We start from the raw sequence: 24278 nt of genomic DNA, 5'->3' as shown, positions 1-24278 counted from the left end.
GGCCTCCCTTAACTTAAGAATGAACTTTCTTTTCTTCTCCCGGCTTTTTCACGACCTTGATGTGAAGCTGTTCAAGCTGCCCTTGGTCGACCGGCGACGGTGCATCCATGAGCAGATCGGTCGCGCTGGCCGTTTTCGGGAAGGCGATCGTTTCGCGAAGGTTGCTGCGTCCGGAGAGCAGCATCACGAGCCGGTCCAGGCCAAATGCGATGCCGCCGTGAGGTGGCGTGCCGTATTCAAAGGCATCCAGCAGGTGGCCGAATTTGTCTTTGGCATCCTCAGGCGACAAGCCGAGGGCCGCGAACATTTTCTCCTGCATGTCGCGCTTGTAAATCCGCATGGAACCGCCGCCAACTTCGTAACCGTTCAGCACGATGTCGTAAGCCTGGGCCAGAATGCTGCCCGGATCGGTTTCAAACAGATGCTGGTCTTCGTCGCGCGGACGGGTGAACGGATGGTGCAGAGCAACGTAACGTTTCTCTTCCTCATCCCACTCGAGCAGCGGGAAGTCGACCACCCAGGCAAATTTGAACTCATTTTCGTTGATCAGGCCGAGCTGTTTGCCGATTTTCAGGCGAAGCGCGCCAAGCACGTCAGCTACGACTTTTTTATTGTCAGCGGAGAAGAGCAGCAGGTCGCCTTCTTCGGCTCCGGTGCGCTCTTTCAGCGCTTCGATCTCTTCAGGCGTAAAGAACTTCACGATCGGCCCTTTGAATTCGCCTTCCTTGACTTGAATCCAGGCCAAGCCTTTGGCCCCGTAACGGGCCGCAAACGGACCCAGATCGTCGATTTCCTTACGGCTCCAGGTGCCGCAGCCTTTGGCGTTCAGCACTTTGACCTCTCCGCCTTTTTCGACGACGGAAGCAAACACCTTGACGCCGCTGGAAGCTACCAGGTCGCTGACTTGGATCAATTCCAGCCCAAACCGGAGGTCCGGTTTGTCAGAGCCGTATTTGTCCATCGCTTCGGCATAAGTCAGGCGCTGGAAAGGCAAAGGAATGTCTACGTTAATCGTTTCTTTGAACAGGCGGGCCATCAGCTGCTCCATCATGCCCAGAAGCTCGTCCTGGTTCATAAAGGACGTTTCGATGTCCACCTGCGTGAACTCCGGCTGCCGGTCGGCGCGCAAGTCTTCGTCCCGGAAGCAGCGGGCGATTTGGAAATAACGCTCGATGCCGCCTACCATCAGAAGCTGCTTATATTGCTGAGGGGACTGCGGCAAAGCGAAGAACTCGCCTTCGTGCACCCGGCTCGGTACGAGATAGTCGCGTGCGCCTTCCGGGGAGCTTTTTGTCAGGATCGGCGTTTCGACTTCAATGAAGCCTTCTCCGTCCAGGAAGTCACGGAAGATCTTCGATGCTTTGGAGCGGAGCAGCAGCGTTTTTTGCATTTCCGGACGGCGAAGGTCCAGGTAACGGTATTTGAGGCGAAGCGACTCGTCGACTTCCACGCCGTCTTCGATGAAGAACGGAGGCGTTTTGGCGCCGTTCAGCACTTCGATCTCGGTAATCTGCACTTCGATTTGGCCGGTCGGCAGGTTCGGGTTGACCGTTTCTGCGTCGCGCTGCACAACTTTACCTGTGACGGACAGCACGTATTCGCTGCGCACTCGGTCGGCGATAGCCAGGGCCTCGCCGGAGTATGCCGGATTGAATACGATCTGCACGATGCCGCTGCGGTCGCGCAGGTCGATAAACAAGACGCCCCCGAGGTCACGGCGGGTTTGCACCCAGCCGTTTAATGTTACCGTTTCTCCAATGTTCGCGGTGGTCAGGCTACCGCATTGATGGGTCCTATGCATGTTTTGTCATTCCCCTTTGAATTGGTATATTTATTCAGCCTTATCGGCGGATTTACGTAATGCCAAATGCAGTTCGCTGAGCTTCACCGTCTGCTGCTCACCGGTTTCCATCGACTTCAGGGCGATTTCCCCGCGCGACAGCTCGTCATCCCCAAGAATCGCGGTATAACGCGCCTTCAGGCGGTCAGCGGACTTCATCTGCGCTTTCATCTTACGGCCTAGGTAGTCACGCTCTGCGGCAAAGCCTTCCTTGCGCAGCAGGTACAGCTGCTTGGTGATCTCGCGGTCGGCCGCTTCGCCGAGGGCCACCAGGTACACGTCCAGCGGCTTCACCGCTTGAAGGTCGATCTCCTGCTTGTCGAGGATCAGCAGGATCCGCTCCAAGCCGATACCGAAGCCGATGCCCGGCTGGTCCGGACCGCCGATTTCGCCGACGAGGCCGTTATAGCGCCCGCCGCCGCCGATCGTATCGATCGCGCCGATGCCCTGCGCCTTGTATTCGAAGGCGGTGTGGGTGTAATAGTCCAGGCCGCGCACCAGCCGGTGGTTGACCTTGAAGTCGACCTCCATCGCTGTGAGGTATGCCTTCACCTGCTCGAAGTGCGTGGTGCACTCCTCGTCCAGGCTGTCCAGAATCGATGGCGCATCGATGAATTTGTCCTGGTCGATCTTGCAGTCCAGCACCCGCATCGGATTACGCTCCATCCGCGACTGGCAGTCCTTGCACAGCGTGTCTTTCATCGGCGTCAGAAACGCGAGCAGCTTCTCGCGGTACGCCGCCCGGCTGGCGGGATTGCCCACGGAGTTGATCTCCACGGTCACGCCCTGCAGGCCGAGGTCTTTGCAGAACTGGTATCCGAGCGAGACGACTTCCGCATCGATGGCCGGATCCAGGGCACCAAACGCCTCGATCCCAAACTGATGGAACTGGCGGTAACGTCCCGCCTGAGGACGCTCGTAGCGGAACATAGGGCCGATGTAGTAAAGCTTGGTAACATCGGGTTCTCCGTACAGTTTGTTTTCGACGTAGGAGCGGACCACGCCGGCCGTGCCTTCCGGGCGCAGCGTCATGCTGCGGTCGCCCTTGTCCTTGAACGTGTACATCTCTTTTTCGACGATATCCGTCGTTTCGCCAACACCGCGCTCAAACAGTTCGGTCTGCTCGAACATCGGCGTGCGGATTTCGCGGTAATTGAACCGCCGGCACAAATCTCTGGCTTTTTCTTCGACAAACTGCCATTTCTCCACCGTGCCCGGCAGCAAATCCTGCGTGCCCGTCGGTTTTTGGTAAGCCATAGCAACCCCTCTTTTCATAGATCATTTGTGGCTAACAAAAAAATCCCTCACCCCTGCGCTTGAACAAGCCAACAGGGACGAGAGATCGTTATTCATTGATTCCCGTGGTACCACCCACATTCCGGATACTCCTTATTCCTTATGTATCCGCTCCAAACGATTAACGCCCGTTCAGCGCAGCACGGCTACTCATGATCTGGAACAGCGCACATCCTGCGCTGCAAGCCACTTTCGCCGTCTGTTCTCGGGGAAGTCATTCATCCGGTCATCCATAGAATCCTCTCAGCCTAAGGGATTCCTCTCTGCATGGTGGGGCACGGACTACTTGGTCCCGTCATCAAATCGATTTTAGATTATTTTTAGATTGTAATGAACCGCTGCACTAAAGTCAAGAGCCTCTGTCACAAATTGGATGCAGCTGTCAATTTACAGACATTTCTGCAAAGAAAAAACCTACAATCCATATTGTAGGTTCAATAAGGTAATATATTAAAAAAGGGGGTCATGCTGTTATTATAGACAGCCAATATTAAGGAAATATGAAACTAATATTACAGTTATATTACATAAAAGAAAGCGCTTTACCCAGCGCTTTCTTTGCATCGGTTTCTGAAGAAATCAGTCGAAAATTTCCACATAACCGCCGCTTGCCCGCAGTTTATTGACAACTTCCTGATAAGAATCGTCAGGCACTTTGGCAGCAAGGACGTATTCCAGGTCCCGGTAGTCCTCATCGTCCGGGGACACGTCCACCGCTCCCGATAGCAGGTCGCCTCCCTCGTCCGCACGGCGTTCGCGGTCCTCCTCGGACAGCTCGTCCGGATCCCGGTCGTCCACCACGGGGATGCCTGCGGCCGGGTAAGCGGTAGGCACACCTACCGCACCTGACGTTCCTGCAGCATTGGAGCTGCCGCTAAAATTGACGGGGGCGATGGGAAGCAGGATGCGGCGGTCACTGCCGATGCCCTCTCCAAGCCGGCTTACCTCCAGGTGCTCCGTTTGGAAGCCAATCAGCTTCGTTTTTGCGCTTTCCGCGTCATCCTCGGTTTTGAAGTACGCTTGAATTTGCTTCGTCATGATACATTACCTCCATCTCTATTTAAAATCATGAATCACAAAACGAAAGCTTCCAAGGCACTCCCGGAGCCTTACAGCACGTTCAGCAGTTCCCGGACAAAGGCCGGTTCGTCTTTGGGAGTCCGTGAAGTGATGAAGTTGCCGTCCAGGACGACCTCCTCATCCTTGAATTCCGCGCCGGCGTTCACCATGTCATCCTGCAGCGGAGGGTACGAGGTGATCGTTCTGCCTTTCAGCAGACCGGCGCTGATTAAAATTTGCGGGCCGTGGCAAATCGCGGCGATCGGCTTGCCGGCGCTGTTGATCTCCTTCACGAAGTTCAGCACATCTTTGTTCAGCCGCAGGTTCTCCGGAGAAGAACCTCCGGGAATGACGACGGCGTCATAATCGGCCGCCTTCGCGTCCGCGATAGCTTTGTCCGCCGTATACGAGGCTTCGCCGTTTTTGCCGGTCAGCTTCTCACCCTGCTGGAGGCCGATAATATCCGTGTCATGGCCCGCTTTGTTGACTTCATCATATGGGACTTTCATTTCCGAATCTTCAAATGCGTTCGCTAGCAAAAATGCAACCTTACTCATGGAATATCGTTCTCCTTTCATGGATAAGTGGTCCACGCCTTGTTATTACCCGAAACGCGCACGTTTATAACATGCTCGCGGATTCATTCGCGAGGAAAGAAAGGAGAAGAGGCGGAATTTTCGGATTGCAAGCTGGGCAAGTCAAAATGGGGGGATGATTTTCGTAATAAACTTTGGGTGGATCATCTCAAATAACTGAAAAAGGGCTCTTTTCTACAGAAAAGAACCCTCTTTCGCAACAAAAGAGGGTTCTGCTCGGTTCTATTTACTTGAAACAATCATGGGCCGACTACCGGATGGTCTGCTGCCGGCCGATACCCTTCGTGTACAAGGTCCATAAGGGAAAAGGGATTTCCCGCACGGCCTGCATCGTCTTGGCGGCCTCGTGCAGCGAGGCGACTGGCGCAAGCGGCAGCGACTGCAGCGTTTGGGTCTGAACGGATTGGCGCATATTGGATGAACTCCTTATGTGTATATAAATGGCGGATGCTCATCCCTATTTTGCCCGATATTTACCGTTTCTATGCCCCTTTGCTGTCGATAATCAGCGTGACCGGTCCCCAATTGGTAAAGGTGACGTCCATCATCGCCCCGAACCGGCCGGTGGCGACCTCAAGCCCTTTGTCTCTGAGCTCGCGGTTGAATTGTTCGTACAAACCTTCCGCGATATCCGGCTTGGCCGCGGCCATGAAGTTCGGGCGTTTGCCTTTGCGGCAGTCGCCGTACAGGGTGAACTGCGACACGGACAGTATGCCCCCGCCAACTTCCATGACGCTGTAGTTCATTTTCCCCTCATCATCTTCAAAAATGCGCAGTCCGGCAACCTTATCAGCCAAATATTTCGCGTCTTTCTCCGTGTCCTCATGGGTCACGCCGACGAGCACCATCAGCCCCTGGCTGATCGCCCCCGTGACTTCTCCGTCTACCATAACCTGCGCTTCCTTACAGCGCTGTACAACCACTTTCATGCTGTCTCTCTACGCTCCTTCGCTTGTTCCGCTCCCCCGGTTACCTTGAGCTATCAATGAATACTCAGGTGTGCGACGTGCATCCCCAGGCTTCTTACTGAATGATCCGGTGCACGGTGTACACATCCTTCACACGCTTGATCCGTTCCACAACCGACTGCAAATGATCGGTGTTGCGGATCAGAATCGTCATGTGAATGAGCGCCATTTTGTTTTTGTCCGAGCGCCCGGTCACCGCTGAAATGTTCGTTTTGCTCTCCGATACCGCCTGAAGCACCTCGTTCAGGAGTCCATTCCGGTCATGTCCCGTAATTTCGATATCGACGCTGTAATTCGCCTCGATCTCGGTTTCCCACTCGACTTCGATCACGCGTGCGGCTTCTTCACCGTCGCCCGACGCCGGAATGTTCGGACAGTCCGCGCGGTGCACCGATACGCCGCGGCCGCGGGTGACGTAACCGACGATATCGTCGCCGGGCACCGGATTGCAGCAGCGGGCGAACCGCACGAGCAGGTTGTCGATTCCTTTGACCCGAACGCCGTTGGTCGGGCGCGATCTCTTCTCGGCCGGCTTGATTTCCTTCTTCTCGGTCGTGAGCTCCAGCAGGCTGGCTTCCTCCTGCTCCTTGCGGAGCCGCTCCGTCAGGCGGGTACAAATCTGTGCTGCGGTGATGCCGCCAAAGCCGACGCCCGACAGCATGTCTTCGATATCGTTGAACGAAAACTTCTTCGCCACTTCCAGCAGCTTCTCGTCGGTCATCCATTCAGAGATGTCCAGGCCGCGGCCTTTCAGCTCGCGCTCGACCATTTCGCGGCCCTTCTCCACGTTCTCTTCCCGTTTTTCCTTCTTGAACCACTGCTTGATCTTGCTTCGCGCATGCGAGGATTGGGCGATCTTCAGCCAGTCGCCGCTCGGTCCGTAAGAATGCTTGGACGTCAAAATCTCGACGATATCCCCGGTTTTGAGACGGTGATCCAGCGGTACGATCCGCCCGTTCACCTTGGCCCCGATGGTCCGGTTTCCGACCTCCGTATGAATCCGGTAAGCAAAATCCAGCGGCACCGAGCCGGAAGGCAGTTCAATGACCTCGCCTTTTGGCGTAAACACAAAAACAAGATCCGAGAAAAAGTCCATTTTGAGCGATTCCACAAATTCCGAAGCGTCCTTGGCTTCATGCTGCAGCTCCAGAATCTCGCGGAAAAAGGTCATTTTATTCTCAAAGTTGCCGCCGACGGCCGTTGTACCTTCTTTATATGCCCAGTGTGCCGCGATTCCGTACTCGGCGGTCCGGTGCATTTCCCAGGTCCGGATCTGAACCTCGGTCGGCTCGCCGTTAGGCCCGACTACGGTCGTATGCAGCGACTGGTACATGTTGGCCTTCGGCATCGCGATATAGTCCTTGAACCGGCCCGGCATCGGCTTCCACAGCGTATGGATAATTCCCAGGGTGGCATAACAATCTTTAATGTTATCCACAATAATACGGATCGCGAGCAAATCGTAGATTTCGTTGAACTGCTTGTTTTTGGTCGTCATTTTATTAAAGACGCTGTAGATATGCTTCGGCCGTCCCGACAAATCGCCCTCAATGCCCATCTCCTCCAGCTTTTCGCGGATCCGGACGATGACGTTTTCGACGAACTGCTCACGCTCAGCCTTCTTCTTGTGGATCAGGTTGGCGATGCGGTAATACTGCTGCGGATTGAGGTAACGGAGCGACAAATCCTCCATTTCGCTCTTGATCGCTGAAATACCGAGACGGTCGGCAATCGGACAAAAGATTTCGAGCGTCTCATAAGCGATCCGCCGCTGACTCTCCTCGGACTGGTATTTCAATGTACGCATGTTGTGCAGGCGGTCAGCCAGCTTGATGACGATGACACGAATATCCTGCGCCATGGCGATAAACATTTTACGGTAATTCTCGTTCTGCTGTTCTTCCTTGGAACGGAACTGGATTCGCTCCAGCTTGGTCAGTCCATCGACAAGCATGGCACAGGTAGCGCCAAATCGGGTACGGATATCCTCGAGCGATACGGTCGTGTCCTCGACCACGTCATGAAGAAGCGCGGCGACGATGGAGGTCGTATCCATCATCAAGTTCACGACAATATCTGCAACCGCAAGCGGATGCAGGATATAAGGCTCGCCTGATTTGCGCACCTGACCGTGATGGGCCTGTTCCGCAAATTCATAGGCTTCCCTGATGCGGTCCAAATCCGGCTCTTTTATATAGGCTCCAGCCTTTTCAAGTAATCGCTCTATGCCCATTCTAGTCGTTTCCGTTTCCCTTCTATATAAAATAGAACCCGCGTCATATTCCATCTTTGCAGGTTCTGTCATGTAATGATTTTATATAATTATGACGCTTGAACGGCGTTACGTCAACATTTCCTGCCAGGAACAGGAAGCCTGGGAACAACAAACAAGTTTTTTGGCCAAATTACGCTCCGGGAGTGAAAAAAAAGATTGAAAAATGTCATAATTCCAGATAAATTAGATTGAATGAATTTATTGATATGGACGAAATCACGTATGGGAGTGAACGAATTGCAACGCGAAATTCAAGTGAATGAGAAGCTTCCGTTTGGACCGGGGTTGCTGCTCAGCCTGCAGCACCTCTTCGCCATGTTCGGAAGCACGGTGCTCGTGCCGAACCTGTTCGGCGTCGATCCGGGCATGATCCTGCTGATGAACGGGATCGGCACCCTGCTGTACATCCTGATCTGCCGGGCCAAGATTCCGGCGTATCTGGGCTCCAGCTTTGCTTTCATTTCTCCGGTGCTGGCCGTGCTCGGCAACAATCCGAAGGAAAATTACCCGCTGGCCTTGGGGGCCTTCATCATTACGGGCATCATCTTCGTCATCGTGGGCCTGATCGTCCAGTTCGCGGGTACGAGCTGGATCGACGTCGTGTTCCCGCCGGCCGCCATGGGCGCAATCGTCGCCACGATCGGACTGGAGCTGGTGCCGACCGCAGCTGGCATGGCCGGACTGCTTCCGAAGGCAGACGCGGCTTCCGGCGCGATGACCTATGACATGAACAGCATTATTTTATCCATGACGACGCTTGGCGTAACCGTCATCGGTGCGGTCCTGTTCCGCGGATTTCCGAAGATCATCCACATTCTGATCGGTATCGTCGTCGGATACGTCCTGTCCTTCTTTATGCCAGGCATGGTTAATAAGGACGCGATCGCCAGCGCCCACTTCTTTACGATGCCGACGGTCACCACACCAAGCTGGAATTGGGCCGCCATCGCGACCATCATCCCGGTATCCCTGGTCGTCATCGTCGAGCACATCGGCCACCTTCTAGTAACGAGCAACATCGTGGGCAAAGACTTGTCGAAGGACCCGGGACTGAACCGCTCGCTGCTGGGCAACGGCATTTCGACCATCCTCTCGGGCTTTGTCGGCTCCACGCCGAACACGACGTACGGGGAAAATATCGGCGTCATGGCGCTGACCAAGGTATATTCGGTCTTTGTCATCGGCGGCGCGGCCGTCATCGCGATCCTGCTGTCCTTCTCGGGAACGGTCTCCTCGGTCATCTCGAACATTCCGACGCCGGTTATGGGCGGCGTATCCCTGCTGCTGTTCGGAGTCATCGCCGCTTCCGGTCTCCGGATCTTCGTCGAGCAGAAGGTTGACTTCTCCAAGCCGACCAACATGATCCTGGCGACACTGGTTCTGGTCGTCGGCATCAGCGGCGTGCAGCTCAACATTTGGCATGTTCAATTGAAAGGCATGGCGCTCGCCACGATCGTGGGCATCGTGCTCAGCCTGTTCTTCAAGCTGATTGAGGTCACCGGGTTGTCCAATGAACCGGGCGGCAAGGAGCAGGAACTGGTAGAAAAAATTCCGGATTGAGTGACAACGAATCGGAAGACAGTAAATCGGATGGTGTCACATTGAATCGGCTGTCTCTCAGTGAATCGGAACAACCGTATAACCGCCAACTCTAATATGAAAAGCATATGCAAGAAAGCCGGACAAGCACCCGAAAGATGCCGTCCGGCTTTTTCGTATATTTAGGGCCTCAAACAGGGCATCTACATTTCCAATGTCCCTTCCGGCCAGTGAAGCTGAACCCCATATCGCTCCAGCATCGCCTGGTAATCGCATAAATGCGCAGCCGAGGCCCTTACTTCACGCGGAGGAATGCCGTGTATCACCGAGTAAGCGGCTAATAGTCCGGCGGATTCGCCGATGTTCCATTCCGTCGGATGCAGCCGGTAGCAGCCATTGGCGATCTGCGTCATGCCGATATTTTTGCATGCCGGAAGCAGGTTGGTCATCCGCACCGGAATCAGCGATCCGAGCGGAATTTCATAAGGATAGTTCGGAATAAAGAAAGCCCGCTGGTTCACCGTCGTCGGATGCAGGTCCAAATAATAGCTTCCGACGCCGACGCTGTCCTCATACCGCTTGATTCCCTTCGCGCCGCGAAGCTCCTGGCTGACATCATGCTCGGTGATCGTGTACTGCGCGCGGATCCGCCTCGACTCCCGGATATAAGGGGACTTCGCCAATCCGTCTTCCGTGCCGAGTACATCGCCGCGCAGCCGGATGCCTGAATACCCGTATCCCCCGTCAAGCCGGGGAGCTTCGGTCTGCAGCCAGTACACAAGCGACAGCGTAAGCCCGCGGGCCGCCTCCAGATGACGCTTGCGCTCCTGCTCCGAAACGCCGATCACAGGCCCCAGATAATAATCGTTCATCGGCCAGTTAAGCAGCGTCACCTCGCCGTCGCTCAGCGGTACGCGCCATAGGGAGGGGTCCACGATCCGCCGGTAATCCCACAGCGACATAATCCCCTGATCGTTCGGAAACATCGTAAACCGCCGCAATTTGGACGTATCCTCGGCTTCGTTCGCATACCAGCTTAAGATCGGATAAGTAGAAAATGAGGGCTTGTATTCATGCCAAAAGTCATAGCTGTCCGGCTTTGGGATCGTAAAGTTTCCGTCTGGGATGTATTCCACAGCCGCCACATGGGTGATGGACTGCATATCGAGCGGATCGGCTACCTCCAGCGCGTGCGGCTCGTTCGTTTCGCTGCGCGCCTCAGCTCCGCTCACATATTCCGCACCAGCCAGGGGAAGAAGCTCTCCGGTTTCGGTAGCGTCCAGAAAATACGCGCCTCTCAGCTTATACCTGGTCTGCCCATCCATCTTCTCAACCGTTACCGACGCCACCTGATCACCTGTCGTCTCGCAGTGAACAGGGCGCGTGTTAAGCAGCACCTGGATCCGGCGGGTGTTCACGTATGGGGCCAGCATATCCTCCAGCACCTGCAGGGCAACCTTCGGCTCATGCGCCACCCTGCTGACCCAGGCGTTCCCCGGATTGAGCTCCGGGTCGTTTAATGCCTGCTCGTTGAGCGGGTAGTTGCGTTTGTAATAATCCCTGACCCGGTTTCTGAACTCCCGGTAGGATGCCGTGCAGCCGAAGCTTTCGATCCAGCGGTGCTCATCGGGAGGAACCGCCTGCGAGGTCAGCTGCCCTCCGAGCCAATCGGTCTCCTCGGTCACAACCACCTTCATCCCGGCTTTGGCCGCCGCCAGGGCGGCTGACGTTCCGCCGAGTCCTCCGCCGATGATAATGACATCAGCCACCAGCTCTTGAATCAACGTTATCCACGCTCCTTTCCTTATTAACCAGTCATATTCAGTGGACGCCCGTCCTTCTCATGCTCTCAGCGACTGGGCTGCCTTCCGGGCCGCGTTCGAGAAGCGCCGCGTGATCTGCTGCGGTCTGGAAATGGCCCCGCCCACCACGACGGCGTGCGCGCCGAGCTTGAGTGCTTCTTCGACCTGGTAAGGCTCGTGAATCCGGCCTTCGGCAATGAGCGGAATGCTCAGCCGGGCCGCCGCTTCTTCGATCAGCTTCAGGTCGGGACCTTCGAGCTGCGGCGAATAATCCGTATATCCCGACAGCGTCGTCGATACGCAGCTGACGCCGAGGGAGGCGGCATGAACGGCTTCATCCAGCGTCGAAACATCCGCCATGCTGGCAACGCCCGCCTGCTTCATCCGCTGGATCAGATCCTCCAGCCGGGCTCCGCCGGGCCGACTACGTCCCGTCGCGTCAAAAGCGATCATGTCCGCACCAGCCTCAAGTAGCTCCTCCACCTCCTTGAGCGTAGGCGTAATATAAACGTCCGATCCCGTATACTCCCGCTTGATGATCCCGATGACCGGGATCGAAACCGCGGCCTTGATCGCCCGGACGTCGTCCGCCCCGTTGGCCCGGATCGCCGACGCTCCGCCTTCTTCGGCGGCCTTGGCCATGCGGGCCATAATGTGCGCACCGTGCAGCGGCTCATCCGGCAGCGCCTGGCAGGATGCGATCAGGCAGTATCGCAGAGATTGCAGTATTGGCTCCAGTATGTCCACCCTCTCTCATCTTTTTATGTGACTTATCAAAGCCACTATTATCTATATATCGGCGGTTTCACATGAAAGCGCGCTTGTAGTCCCACTTCGAAGGTACGGTTCCAGGGCATGAAGCAATCCGTGATCTCCACCACCCCTTGATCGCTGTTAATGCGCTTATCCAGCATTTCTCCAAGGCGTTCCTTGACCAGCCTGGACACTTCACCTCGCTGGCCGTCCAGTTCGAACACGCTGAGCCCCAGCTGTTCAACCAGACCGGCGTTCAGATCCATCCGGACACCTGCGCAATAGCAGACATCCTCGGCATACCGCAGCGCCAGAAAGTCAAGATGCTCCTGCGTTCTGCCATAATGCAGGTACAGCATGGATTGTGAAATGACCGTTCCCAGCGAATTGGAGCTCGTATTCCATCCGGCATAACCCGCCAGATTAAACAGCATCCCTTTTTGCCGCAGCAGCTTCACTAGCTTCAAATCGCCGCCGTTCGCATAGCCGACGTCCGCGACAGCCGCCGGCTTGCTCTGGACCCGCATCACGTAATCCCCGTACTCCACCAGCTCGATAATGTTCCGGTTGATGTCGTAACCGAAGAACGGGTGCGCCTGGGATACGGCTTCGACCATCGTTTCACCCGGCGTATTCACGAGCAGCACCAAATCCGAGTCGCTGCAGCCGGATCCGATTAAGCCGCCCGCCGCCATAATTTGATACTTCAGCGTCTCATAGAAGTACCGGTCCTCGTACAGCGGTGTGACGAAGCTGCCCTGAATCGCCGCTAGGCGCGGATAAATGAGCGGCGTGCTTCCCTTGATTTCGTTGACCATGCGAGCCAGCAGGGTGCATCCGACCTCATCGGCGCCGGGATACATGTATGCCCGCAACTCCACATCGAGCTCAGAGATTTGTGCTCTGACCTTCTGCTGATCCTTGGCCGTATAACCGTATGGCGCCGAATCGTCTTGAGGGAAAATCATAAAATCAATGCCGCCGTCTGCAATCACATCCAGAACGCGGCCGATCGCCTCGATGTTCACCGCCCTGCGGTCCAGGTAATCCTGCAGCACGTCAGCGGGCAGCCGGGTATCGATCTCGGCCAGTTCCATGCTTTCTTCCACCGTGGCCAGCCCCAGCTCCTGCCGGTGGCTGATAAAGCCTTTGCGGAAGATTTCCCGGCCCCAGTCGCCGTAGTAATCCGGCTCCTCGTCGGCGATCGAATACTGCGGACAGCGCATGATCAGCTGAAAGGCAAAGAGCCTCAAGTTCGGATTCCGTGCCTTCAGCCGACGCAGCCGGTCCACCCGGTTCGCAAGCTCCATCGGCTTCAGGTAATGCAGGCGCGACGGGATGATGCCTCCATACAGCAGCGTGTCTATGGCGATGATGGCCCCGTCGGCGTCAGCGGCCTCTTTCTCCAGCCAGGCCCACAACCTTTCGGTATCGCCCGGGCGCTTTTTGAGACCCATCATGCCCATCGGCGGCCGGACCATCTCAAACTCGGTTCCCTGCGCCAGCATATACGGGAATTCATAGTTGCAGGGACGTTCGTCTAGAGGGACGAACACCAGTTTGTGACTCTTCTCCATGTCTGCAAGCTTCCTTTCCTAGCGTAAATTAGCCTCCTCTTACCCTTTGATCGCGCCTGCCATGCCTTCCATGTAGTAACGCTGGGTAAACAGGAACACGATAATAATCGGCAGCACCGAGATCATCGTTCCCGCTGCGATCCATCCGAAATTGTAGGAAAACTGGCCGTTTAGGTAGGTCAGCGCCGCGGCGAGCGGATACTTCTGCGGATCGTCCAGCACGACGATCGGCCACAGGAAGTTGTTCCAGAACGCCATCATTTCCAGCAGCGAAATGACCGCAATCGCCGGTTTCACCAAGGGCAGGATCAGCTGCAGCCAAATCCGGAACTCGGAGGCACCGTCCATTTTTCCCGAATCCCGCACGTCCGAAGGAATCCCGAGAAACGTCTGGCGCATCAAAAAGATGTTGAACACCGACACGGCCGAAGGCAGTACGACCCCCAGAAAGGACCCGGTTAAATGCAGAGACTGAATCGTCAGATAATGCACGATCATCGCTGTCGAAGACGGGATAATCATCGTGGCCACCAGTAAGGTAAACACGAGATCCCTTCCTTTGAAGCGAAAGGTCGCCAGCGGATACGCGGTCAGGCTGGAGAGAACGACGTTCGTCACAACCCCGAGCACCGTAATCACGACCGTATTATAGATATACTTCGGAAAGTTCATGAACTGCCAAACCTTCACGTAATTATCGAAGTCAATGAACGTCGGCAGGATGGCCGGCGGGTTGGCGAACACGTTTTTCCCCGGCATCAAAGACACGCTGAGCAGCCAGAGAAACGGTCCCATCATAAACAGAGCCAGCGCGACCAGCAAAATATAGACGATCGTCAGCCGAACCCCTGTCTTCACTTGCTTCATCCCACGATTCGCTATCATCAGTATGGATTGACACCGCCTTTCCGGTTAAATCGGAACACGAGCACGCTGAATATGGCGATAATGACGCTGACGATGAGCCCCAGCGCCGAGGCGTACCCGAAGTTGAACTGTTCCAGACCTTTTTGGAAAATATAGACGCTCGATGTCAGCGTTGATGTACCCGGTCCGCCTTTGGTCAAAATATAGACCTCGTCAAAGACGCGGATCGCCCCCATCAAAGAGATCAGGGTACAGAATAAAATGTGGGGTCTCAGCAGCGGAATCGTGATGTTCAGGATCAGGCGCAGCCTGCTTGCTCCATCCACCCGCGCCGCCTCGTACAGATCCGAAGGAATGCCCTGGAGTCCGGCCAGGTACAGCATCATGTAATAGCCCAGGCCCTTCCACATCGTAATGAACATAAGCACGAACAGTGCTGTATTGCTGGTGGCGAGCCAGGATACCTGGTCGCTGATGATTCCTATTTTAATCAAAAGAAAATTGACGACCCCGTTGTTGCTCAGGAGCCAGCTCCAGATCAGCGCCACGGCGACCATGGAGGTCACGACCGGAATATAATAAGCGGTTCGGAAGAACTTCACGCCCGGAATTTTCCCGTTGACCAGAATTGCCATCAGGATGGACAAAATCTGGATGATCGGCACGACGATCACATAAAGCAGTGAATTCCACAGCGAAATGATGAAATTGTGGTCTTTAAACGCGTTCACAAAGTTATCGACACCGACGTAATGCGTTTCGGAAATAACCGAGTAGTCCGTGAAGGACAGCGGGATACCGTAAATAATAGGCCAAAATACGAATACAGCGACAACCAGAAGTCCCGGGGCCATAAAAGCCCATGCCGTGAATGACTCCGACCGCATCCATTTGTACACTCTGTGATCACCACCTAACTAGAATGTACGGGGGAACCCAGTCCCCCCGCACGCCTTCCGTCAACGGGTCCCTTACTTCTTAAGCACCCCGTTGACTTCCTGTTCCATTGCATCCACCGTCGCTTTGACATCAGCCCCGTTCAGGAAAATTTTCTGCAGGCCGCGGGCGATGGCGGAGTTGATATCCCCTGCGTTCGGCACGCCGACCATGTAGTCGACCGCCTTATCCAAGCTGTTGGCCGAAGCGATCTTGGCTTCCGCCTCCAGCGACTTGTCGGTTTCCGTAAAGAACGGATCCTTGATCGATTCCTTGGTGGACGGCAGCGTGTTGGCCGCTTTGGAGAACGACGTCTGATTTTCGGCATTCGTTACGAAGACCGCAAACTTGACCGCTTCCTTCTGATGCTTCGACTTGGCCGGAACGACCAGGTTCATGGAGTTGGACAAGCGGACGTCGGCTTTTCCGGTCGGCAGCGGTACGGCAATCGTGTTCTTATACACGTCCGGAGCCGAAGTCTTCAGGAAGTTGATAAAAGTGGGACCGGCCAATTCGAAGGCGACCTGCTCCCCGGAGTAATATTGGATCTGCTTCGTGAACGGAACGTCTTCTTTCATGATGACGCCGTCGGCGATATTTTTCTGAATCGTTTCGATCATGCTGGTCATCTCAGGTGTGTTAAAGGCTGCGGCCGTTTTGTCATCATTCAGAATCGGAATGCCGTTGACCGGAAGCAGCTTCGAGGCGAACTGCTGCGAATATCCGAGCTTACCGGTTTTCGCCTTCACTTGGCGCGCCCAATCGGCCAGCTCCTCCATCGTTTTCGGCGGATTCGCCGGATCCAGGCCGGCTTCCTTCACGATTTTCGTGTTAATAAAAAGCACCTCGGTGCCTGTATACCAAGGTAGGGCATAAGCCTTGCCGTCGATAACGGTGGAGTTGAAGATGCCGTCGAAATAAGCTCCCTTCTCTTCATCCGTCAGGAACCCGTTCAAATCGAGCACGGCTCCTTTGGAGCCCATCTGGCTGGCAAATTCGGTGTTCAGGTTCACGACGTCCGGGCTGTTGCCGCTGGCGATGCTGGTCAGCAGCTTGTTGGTCACCGCGTCATAAGGATAGTCTTTCCAATCGATCGTGACGCCCGGATGACTGCCCTGGTAATCGGCAATGAGCTTATTGAAGTAGTCCGTGAATGTAGGCTGCAGCGCGATGGTCCAAAATTCCAGCTTGACCGGATCACTGCTCTTGGTCTCGGTGGACGGCTGCGGTTCGGAGGATTGCGATGGCGGAGCATCCGCCTTATTCCCTCCTCCACAAGCGCTGAGTACGACCGACAACAGCATGACAGACAGCAAAGTCAGAACAAAACCTCTACTTCTACCTCTTCCCTGTTTCCTCATTAGCAATGGCCTCCCCTTTGATCATAAAAGATGATTCCAAGCATGTGTTTCCTGCTTTAGGCAGATTATAGCAAACCGCATAAAAATAAAAAAGATATTTTTCATATTTATTAAAAAAAGTGGAGTTATTTTCCCAAATAGATTAATCCAGCTCCGTTCCTAATGCAGCCACTTTTCAACAAAAGCTCAACATATTGCAGCGGCAAACTCTGCCGCTCCACAGCGATCCTGCGCCAAGCCTGATGAAACGAAATCAACGTTGCTCCTTCATGTGCGAGTAATTCCTCCGGTATTATAAGTAGACTCAACTATATACTGAGTGCACTTGGCGCCGGCAATCTAATCACAATAACAAAAAAAGAGCCGCCTGAAAGTCATTTCGACTTCAAACAGCTCTTCGTTTATTTCCCGGGAAACGAACTCCCGGTTTTTAATCTTCGTAGGACATGAGGGAGAATACTTCCACGCCAGGCAGCTTGTCGCGTCCCTTCAAAGCTTCAAGCTCAATCATGAACGCCGCCCCAACCACGTTGCCGCCCAGTTGGTTAACCAGATTTACGGATGTGGAAATGGTTCCGCCCGTGGCAAGCAAATCGTCAGCGATCAGAACGTTTTGGCCTTTCTTGATCGCGTCGGTGTGCATGGCCAGCTTATCCTTGCCATATTCGAGATCATAACCAACTTCAATCGTTTCGTAAGGCAGCTTGCCGCTCTTGCGGATCGGCGCGAATCCGACGCCCAGCGCATAAGCAAGCGGCGCCCCGACGACGAAGCCCCGGGCTTCCGGACCGGCAATGACATCGATCTGCAAATGAGACACCATGGCCTTGATGTCATCGATGGCCTTTTTGTACACTTCCCCGTTTTGAAGCAGGGTCGTAATATCTTTAAAACTGATTCCAGCCATCGGGAAGTCCGGAATCACCCGGATATAATCTTTGTAATTCAACATAATCTCTCCTTCTAGAGTTTTACGAAGTAAAACGGACTCCGTAAGCGTTACTTGGTTTTACGAAGTAAAACTGACTTCGTAAGCGTTGCTTGAGATCACGAAATCATACGGACCCTCGTAAGCATTCATTTCGACCGATCGTCCCCGGTCACGAAGCTCCCTGCATGCGGGAAATGAACCAGCTCGTGACCTGCGGCGTGCTGGCATACAGCAGATGCTGTTCCATTTCCGCCAAGTTCCCTAGCGCAAGGAAATGGCGGGATGAAGCCAAATCACGCTTGGGCGGTTTAGGAATAAAACGGATAAGGCCTTCCTGCCTGTCTATGAAAGAAAGCTCCTCGAACACATCCATCATCTTCGTCACCATGCGGATGCTGCACGATGCCTGCTGACTGAGCCTCGATAAGGCGGTTTCTTCTTGGACGGGCTCGGCTGCGATTCTTGACAACAATATATAGAGCTTCTTGAACTGATCCCTGTCCGGCACAGCGAGTCTCTCTCTCTTATGTACCTGATGAAGCAGAAATACGTTGGACAGTTTCGGAAAAGAAAACAGAACTGCATCCAGCTGCTCCGGCGTCTCCGGCGCGTTCAGCATGAACAGCGTCGTCACGTCGTCCTGGCCGGACCGCTCCTCGTTCGGATGATACGCCAAAATTCCAGCATTCTTATCATATACCCAAAGGGTGGATTCATTCAAACGGATTTTTGCCGGATCCAGAATCTCCCGTTCCAGCACCGCCGCCACCTGCGTCGGCCCCAGTCTGAAATGCGATCCGATCAGCTGGCTGACCCGATCTATCTCCTGCCAAGGATCCTTGGATCCGCGCAGGTCGAACACCTGCGGCTGCGTAAGCTTCAGATCCTGCAGCATCAGCTGCGGTCTGCGCGAACCGTTCCATTCATTGACGCTCATTTCGCCGAGCAAATCGAGCTCCGCGCCTTCCGTCAACACTTCAGCCAGCTCGCCTTTGCCGAATGCGACCACTTCAAGGCGGATGCCTTCCTGCTGAACGACCAGCTTGAGGTGCTTGCTGTCACGTCCCATCTTCCGGGTCTCGAGCAGCCTGCAGCCTCGAAAAATAAACTTGGGCACAGGATTGGCCATACCGAAGGGCGACAGCATTTCCATCTCATCGATGACCGACAAGGGAACGTCCGACAGCCGCCACTCTCCGTCTGATGCCGCGACGGGAATAAAATCGGATTCGGTCAGAACCCCGGCGGCATACTCGTTCAGTGCCTGCTCGAAGGCGTCCAGCTGATCCCTGTGCAGGCTCATACCCGCAGCGGACGGATGCCCGCCGTAATGGTCCATCAGCGATTTGCAGGAGGTCAGCGCCTCATAGATGTCGAGCCCCGGAATGGAGCGGGCTGACCCTTTGCACATGCCGGTATCCGGATCTATTCCCAATATGATGACCGGGCGGTAATACCGTTCCAAAATTTTGGAAGCGACAATGCCGACGACGCCCACATTCCAGCCTTCTCCTGCCAGCACGATCACGTCGGGCACCCGACTTCCATCGGTCTTGGCCAGCAGCTGGCTGGTCGCCTCCTGGACGATATCGTCGACCACCTGCTGCCGCTCCTTATTGAGTTCATCCAGTCCATGGGACAATCTTAATGCCTCGTCCTCGTCTTCCGTCGTCAGCAAGGCTACGGCCGATCCTGCATGATCCAGCCTCCCGCTGGCATTAATGCGCGGGGCCATGCCGAAGGCGACATTGATCGATGTAACATTCCGCATCGTAATGCCCCCAACTTCCATAAGGGCACGGATCCCCGGAAACGCAGAGTTGCGCATCTGCTCTAAGCCGCGGCTGACCAGAATGCGGTTCTCGCCGCTCAGTGGCATTAAGTCCGCAATGGTACCGATGGCCACAATTTCCGTCCATTCCACCGGCGGCTGGCCGAGCATCGCCTGGGTCAGCTTGTAAGCCACCCCGACGCCGGCCAGACCTTTAAACGGGTACGGGCAGTTTGGCTGCTTCGGATTGATCAGCGCATAGGCGTCGGGTAGCACTTCCGGAGGCTCGTGGTGGTCGGTGACGATCACATCCATCCCGAGCGAGTTGGCATACGCGATCTGCTCGACGGCGCTGATGCCGGTATCAACCGTGATAATCAGGCTGACTCCCTGCTGATGTGCCCAATCCAGCGCATGGTTGTGCAGTCCGTACCCCTCATTGGAGCGGTGCGGAATATAGATGTCGTAGGACGCTCCAAGATAGCGCATGAAATGAATCATGAGCGAAGTACTGGACACACCGTCAGCGTCGTAATCCCCGTAGATTAATATATGTTCGCCGGTCTCGACCGCTTTTTGAATCCGCGGAACAGCCTCCTTCATGCCGAGCAGCAGGAACGGATCATGCAATGCGTCCAGGCCTCCGTTTAAAAACATGGCGGCTTCCTCTGCACTGTTAATTCCTCTGGCCGCCAGGAGCGAGCCTACCAGAGGAGAGACCGACAGCTCCTGTGCCAGCCGTCCCGCCTTCTCCGGATCCGTTTCGGAAGTCCGCCATTCATATTTTGAATCAAACAATCGTCTTCACCTTTCTTTCCCCGTCCCGTCTTCTGTTCGTATACGTCATGAGCAAGCTATTGGAGCAGTGTCGGCTGCTCATTATCCGTCAGATGATGGTTCGACTTGTACGGATAACCGGGATCATAAGGGACGACCTGGATATTTACGATGCTGACATGCAAAAAACGGTGCATCAGAAGCTTCTTGACCCGGTCGGCGATCTCGGCGCCTTCCTGGACGGTAATCCGCGGATTGACGCTGATCTTCAAATCGATCGTAATATAATGTCCCTGCTCCGATGCTTTCAGGTCATCCACCGTAATGACGCCGTGAACCCGCTGCACCGTATCAATAAAATTAATCGCGTCCTCCTGCTCGGTCTCCTGCACCAGCTGTCCGTACACGGAGCTGACGATGAGCCGGTAGCCTCTGCGCAGCAGCAGCGCCGCGACGATCAGAGCCGAGATGGAATCCATATACTGCAGCATGGACCAATGAAAGGCGCTGCCGGTCATCGTCAGAATGACGCCGATTAATACCGTGATGGACGAATACAAGCTGAAGCGGTGGTTGTCGGCGTACATCGTATGCATGCCGTCACCCTGCTTCTTGGATTGGCGGTACTGGAACTGAAAGAGCGCTTCTTTGACCGCAAGCGAGACGAGAATCGCAATCAGCGTAAACTGCCCGGGTGTCTGCACACGGCCTGAAGCCAGATCGCGGACCGCCGCTACGGCAATTTGCAATCCGCCCATCAGCACAAGAACCGAAAACAAAATCGCCAGAATCGGCTCTGTTCTTCCGGCCCGCAGATCAGCCTGCTGCGCACTCCGGAGCTTTGACGACGTCCGCCATGGAATGCGCCGGGCCAGTGCGCCGGCTGCGTCCGATGCGGAATACAGCGCATCTCCCAGCAGTGCCTTGCTCCCTGTAAAATATCCGACCACGCCTTTGAACAAGGCAAGTAACAGTTCACCGGCAATTCCCGTCCAGGCGACGGTACCCGATGGATTTGAACGCTCTATACTCATGAAAGCCTCCCCCCGGCAATCTGAATACCGATTCTGATCTGTTATTTGAAAAAGATATGACATTCACGACAATAAGTTTAGATAAAGTCAGATAAGTTCCAGCGGAAAAGCCGCGCCCAATCAGACGCGGCTTTCCTTCATAACATTCGCTTCACAAGGTTAAGCCTTGGAAGGTTTGGCTGGCTTGGCACTGGTCTTTTGTTTGCTTTTGAATACGAGCCACAGCGGACTGGCGATAAAGATCGAAGAATACGCTCCGAACAACAGCCCGATAACCATCGCCAACGAGAACATCTTGATCGATTCCCCGCCAAACAAGAACAGGAAGAAGGCCGCAATAAACACCGTCAGCGCCGTATACAAGGAGCGCATGAGCATCTGGCTCACGCTCTTGTTCATAATAGCTTTCAAATCGTCTTTGGTCTTCTGCTTGCCGAACCGCAGATTTTCGCGGATCCGGTCGAAAATAACGATCGTATCGTTAATGGAGTAACCGATGATGGTCAATACCGCCACGATAAACGTTAGGCTGACTTCCAATCGGAAGATCGAGAAAACAGCCACGACCATGAAGGCGTCATGCAGCAGCGCCACGATGGCCGCCAGGGCGAACCGCCATTCAAACCGGATACTTACATAAATGATAATCCCGATACAGGAAATCAGAACCGAGTAAATGGCATTCCGCCCGAGCTCCTTGGCCATTTCCGTATCGACCGTGTTGATTTCGAACGATGCTGTTTTATCCAGCTCCTGGATCGCCGACTTGAGCTGTTCACTCTGGTCTTCGTTAAGCTCTTTGGTAAAACGGATGTTGACCCGCTTGTCCCCAGGGGAAACCGTTGCACCGTCGCTGAGGTGGATCTTGTCCAGCAGCGGCTCAATTTCAGCCTTCGTCACGTTCTTCGACAGCTTGACATCCACATTGGAGCCTGCTTGGAAATCAACGCCGTAATTTAATCCAAAAGCGGAAAGGGTAATGATTCCCGCAATCGTCAGGACGATGGAGAAGATGAACGCGTACTTGCTCATCTTCATAAAATCGTAATCTTTTTTAAAGTGCACGAATATCACTCTCCTTTACCCCGAACTGCTTCGGCTTCTTCAGCACGCCGGCTTTAACCAAAAGGCTGAGCAGGTAATGGGTGAAGTACACATTCGTGAGAATACTGAGTACGATTTCCACGATCAGTACCAGCGCAAAGCCTTTGACGGCGCCTGTACCGAAGGCAAACATAACCGCTCCGACGATAATGGTTGTAATGTTGGAATCGAGAATCGTACGGAAGGACGACTTGTTCCCTGCTTTGACCGCAGACATGACGCTCTTGCCATTCCGCATTTCTTCCCTGATCCGTTCATTCGTAATGATGTTGGCGTCAACCGCCATGCCGATACCGAGAATAAACGCCGCGATCCCCGGCAGGGTCAGCGTAAAGTCGGCCCAGACGAAGACGAGAATGAGCAGCCAGGTGTGGGCAATCAGTCCAAAGCTGGCGATGACACCCGGCAGGCGGTACATGCCGATCATGAAGATCAGAATCAGGATGGAAGCGATGATGCCCGCTTCGATCGTTTTATGCAAAGACTGCATGCCCAGCGTTGCGCCCACGCTCTGAGAGTATTTCTCCGTCAGCTTCAAAGGCAGCGCCCCGAGGTTGATCGTATCGCGGATCTGGTTAGCTTCGTCCATGGTGTAATTACCCGTGATCGAGGCTTTGCCGTCCGTCAGCTCCTGATTTACGGTCGGAGCGGATAAAAGGGTATCATCCAGGAAAATAGCGAGCTCTTTGCCGACCAAACGCTTGGTCACGTCGGCAAATTTCTTTTTATCTTTGACTTTGATATCGATTTGCGGCTGGTTCAGCTGGTTATAACCCACCTGTGCGCCGTTTTCCACGAAATCGCTTCCGATGAGTTCGGTTTTACAATAGAGATCCTTCGGATCTACCGTGCCGTCTTTCCCCGCTTCGGGAGTCTTACAACCATCCGCACTTCGGAAGGTCAACGACGCCGGTTCCTTCATTTTCTTGCGGACTTCGGCTTCGTTCGTCACGCCTGCGATTTTCAGACGGATCCGGTTTGTGCCCTCAGTCGTAACTTCAGGCTCGCTCGTTCCGAGTGCGTTGGCGCGTTTCTCCAAGCTTTCCGCCGTCCGTATGAGGGACTCTCTCGTAATCTTCTGCCCCTGCTCCAGCGGCTGGGCCTCATACAGAATCTCAAAGCCCCCTTTAAGATCGAGACCGAGTCGTACGTTGTCGAGCAGCGCAGGGCTTGTCCCAGCCATGACCGCAATCGATACGAGCACGACGATGATGAAAGTGACAATTCTTTTCATGCCGTTCCTAGTTCCCCTTTCGTTCTCAATATTCCTATTATAGCCATGCGCCAAAAGGCAGTCAATTTATCAATATTTGTCGTTTTCCGATTTTACCGTATCCCTCATCCCTTTTAACACAAGCAGAAAAAAAGATCCCTTTCAATCGAAAGTGGATCCTTTATATGCGGATATGGTCATAAAATTCATAAATGTCATCACTTTCAAAGAGAGTATATCGTTAACCAGCTTGTAGAGCGGCGGAATCCCTTCCTTCTCGTATTTGACGCTGATGCAGTTCCAAATGTCCTTGCTGGTTACATGCTCATAGCCGACGAGTCTGAATTCCTCCGCCTTGCTGCGGCAGAGCGTTTCAATCGCTTCCTCCAGCTGCCTGTCGTTCATTTCCTCAGAGCTCACTCTACGGCCTCCTCTCATTGCCTCTTTCCACGCACGATCTGTTCTGGATGTCCTACAGTCCATTGTAGCACTGATTTGTTCTGTATTCGACCCCATCGCCTTCGATTCCTTCTTTTATCCAAATGTTACCGGAAAGGATGAATGAGTTGGGACAGGTTC

At 54.4% G+C, this 24278-nt stretch carries 20 protein-coding genes; 1 reads left to right on the top strand and 19 read right to left on the bottom strand.

The annotated features are described in order from the left end of the window. Positions 1 to 13: 13 nt before the first annotated feature. The 7 genes from aspS to C7820_RS00205 form a co-directional block, all read right to left on the bottom strand. Positions 14 to 1801 carry an aspartate--tRNA ligase gene (aspS, locus tag C7820_RS00230; RefSeq protein WP_116229364.1) on the bottom strand — a complete coding sequence of 596 codons (1788 nt, stop codon included), beginning with the start codon at positions 1799 to 1801 and terminating at the stop codon, positions 14 to 16. A gap of 30 nt (positions 1802 to 1831) precedes the next feature. Beyond that, positions 1832 to 3097 (bottom strand): histidine--tRNA ligase, encoded by a 1266-nt coding sequence (hisS, locus tag C7820_RS00225; RefSeq protein ID WP_116229363.1) that lies wholly within the window; start codon positions 3095 to 3097, stop codon positions 1832 to 1834. A gap of 618 nt (positions 3098 to 3715) precedes the next feature. After that, positions 3716 to 4174, bottom strand: coding sequence for a hypothetical protein (locus C7820_RS00220; protein ID WP_116229362.1), 459 nt, complete (start codon positions 4172 to 4174; stop codon positions 3716 to 3718). A gap of 71 nt (positions 4175 to 4245) precedes the next feature. Further along, positions 4246 to 4752 (bottom strand): type 1 glutamine amidotransferase domain-containing protein, encoded by a 507-nt coding sequence (locus C7820_RS00215; protein ID WP_076176996.1) that lies wholly within the window; start codon positions 4750 to 4752, stop codon positions 4246 to 4248. A 289-nt stretch (positions 4753 to 5041) separates the two neighbouring features. Next, positions 5042 to 5203, bottom strand: a complete 162-nt coding sequence (locus tag C7820_RS33360; RefSeq protein WP_163879807.1) for a hypothetical protein — start codon at positions 5201 to 5203, stop codon at positions 5042 to 5044. Between the two features lie 70 nt (positions 5204 to 5273). After that, the gene (gene dtd / locus C7820_RS00210) at positions 5274 to 5720 is read right to left on the bottom strand and encodes a D-aminoacyl-tRNA deacylase (RefSeq protein WP_116229361.1); all 447 of its coding nucleotides are present in this window, start codon (positions 5718 to 5720) and stop codon (positions 5274 to 5276) included. Between the two features lie 94 nt (positions 5721 to 5814). Next, positions 5815 to 7992: a RelA/SpoT family protein gene (locus tag C7820_RS00205; protein WP_116229360.1), complete on the bottom strand. Its 2178-nt coding sequence runs from the start codon at positions 7990 to 7992 to the stop codon at positions 5815 to 5817. 279 nt (positions 7993 to 8271) lie between these two features. Between C7820_RS00205 and uraA the strand changes: the two genes are divergently transcribed. Continuing rightward, a complete protein-coding gene (uraA, locus tag C7820_RS00200) occupies positions 8272 to 9594 on the top strand; it encodes a uracil permease (RefSeq protein WP_116231564.1) in 1323 nt (440 codons plus the stop codon). A 182-nt stretch (positions 9595 to 9776) separates the two neighbouring features. On the opposite strand, the gene C7820_RS00195 is transcribed toward uraA, so the two are convergent. From C7820_RS00195 to C7820_RS00140, 12 genes are all read right to left on the bottom strand, one after another. Continuing rightward, entirely contained in the window at positions 9777 to 11357 is a 1581-nt protein-coding gene (locus tag C7820_RS00195; RefSeq protein WP_258875086.1) for an FAD-dependent oxidoreductase, read from the bottom strand. 57 nt (positions 11358 to 11414) lie between these two features. Continuing rightward, positions 11415 to 12122 carry an N-acetylmannosamine-6-phosphate 2-epimerase gene (locus C7820_RS00190; protein ID WP_397334062.1) on the bottom strand — a complete coding sequence of 236 codons (708 nt, stop codon included), beginning with the start codon at positions 12120 to 12122 and terminating at the stop codon, positions 11415 to 11417. Positions 12123 to 12160: 38 nt separating this feature from the next. After that, positions 12161 to 13705, bottom strand: a complete 1545-nt coding sequence (locus C7820_RS00185; RefSeq protein ID WP_116229358.1) for a DUF4127 family protein — start codon at positions 13703 to 13705, stop codon at positions 12161 to 12163. Between the two features lie 39 nt (positions 13706 to 13744). Next, positions 13745 to 14503, bottom strand: a complete 759-nt coding sequence (locus C7820_RS00180; RefSeq protein WP_397334146.1) for a carbohydrate ABC transporter permease — start codon at positions 14501 to 14503, stop codon at positions 13745 to 13747. Positions 14504 to 14589: 86 nt separating this feature from the next. After that, positions 14590 to 15471: a carbohydrate ABC transporter permease gene (locus tag C7820_RS00175; protein ID WP_116229356.1), complete on the bottom strand. Its 882-nt coding sequence runs from the start codon at positions 15469 to 15471 to the stop codon at positions 14590 to 14592. Positions 15472 to 15543: 72 nt separating this feature from the next. Beyond that, on the bottom strand, positions 15544 to 16869 hold the full coding sequence (locus tag C7820_RS00170; RefSeq protein WP_116229355.1) for an ABC transporter substrate-binding protein: 1326 nt from the start codon (positions 16867 to 16869) through the stop codon (positions 15544 to 15546). A gap of 430 nt (positions 16870 to 17299) precedes the next feature. After that, the gene (locus C7820_RS00165; RefSeq protein WP_116231562.1) at positions 17300 to 17818 is read right to left on the bottom strand and encodes an adenine phosphoribosyltransferase; all 519 of its coding nucleotides are present in this window, start codon (positions 17816 to 17818) and stop codon (positions 17300 to 17302) included. A gap of 151 nt (positions 17819 to 17969) precedes the next feature. Further along, positions 17970 to 20369: a single-stranded-DNA-specific exonuclease RecJ gene (recJ, locus tag C7820_RS00160; RefSeq protein ID WP_116229354.1), complete on the bottom strand. Its 2400-nt coding sequence runs from the start codon at positions 20367 to 20369 to the stop codon at positions 17970 to 17972. 56 nt (positions 20370 to 20425) lie between these two features. Continuing rightward, positions 20426 to 21382, bottom strand: coding sequence for a cation diffusion facilitator family transporter (locus tag C7820_RS00155; RefSeq protein WP_116229353.1), 957 nt, complete (start codon positions 21380 to 21382; stop codon positions 20426 to 20428). A gap of 159 nt (positions 21383 to 21541) precedes the next feature. Then, complete coding sequence (gene secF / locus C7820_RS00150) at positions 21542 to 22447, bottom strand: protein translocase subunit SecF (RefSeq protein ID WP_116229352.1); 906 nt, start codon at positions 22445 to 22447, stop codon at positions 21542 to 21544. After that, entirely contained in the window at positions 22437 to 23720 is a 1284-nt protein-coding gene (gene secD / locus C7820_RS00145) for a protein translocase subunit SecD (protein ID WP_116229351.1), read from the bottom strand. The genes secF and secD overlap by 11 nt, the downstream gene beginning before the upstream one ends. A gap of 141 nt (positions 23721 to 23861) precedes the next feature. Further along, positions 23862 to 24104, bottom strand: coding sequence for a post-transcriptional regulator (locus tag C7820_RS00140; protein WP_373319005.1), 243 nt, complete (start codon positions 24102 to 24104; stop codon positions 23862 to 23864). Positions 24105 to 24278 lie beyond the last annotated feature (174 nt).

Source organism: Paenibacillus sp. VMFN-D1, from assembly GCF_003386155.1.
GTDB classification, from domain to species: domain Bacteria; phylum Bacillota; class Bacilli; order Paenibacillales; family Paenibacillaceae; genus Paenibacillus_AQ; species Paenibacillus_AQ favisporus.
Note: the sequence above shows the minus strand (reverse complement) of the source record. Positions and strands in the feature narration are given on the sequence as shown.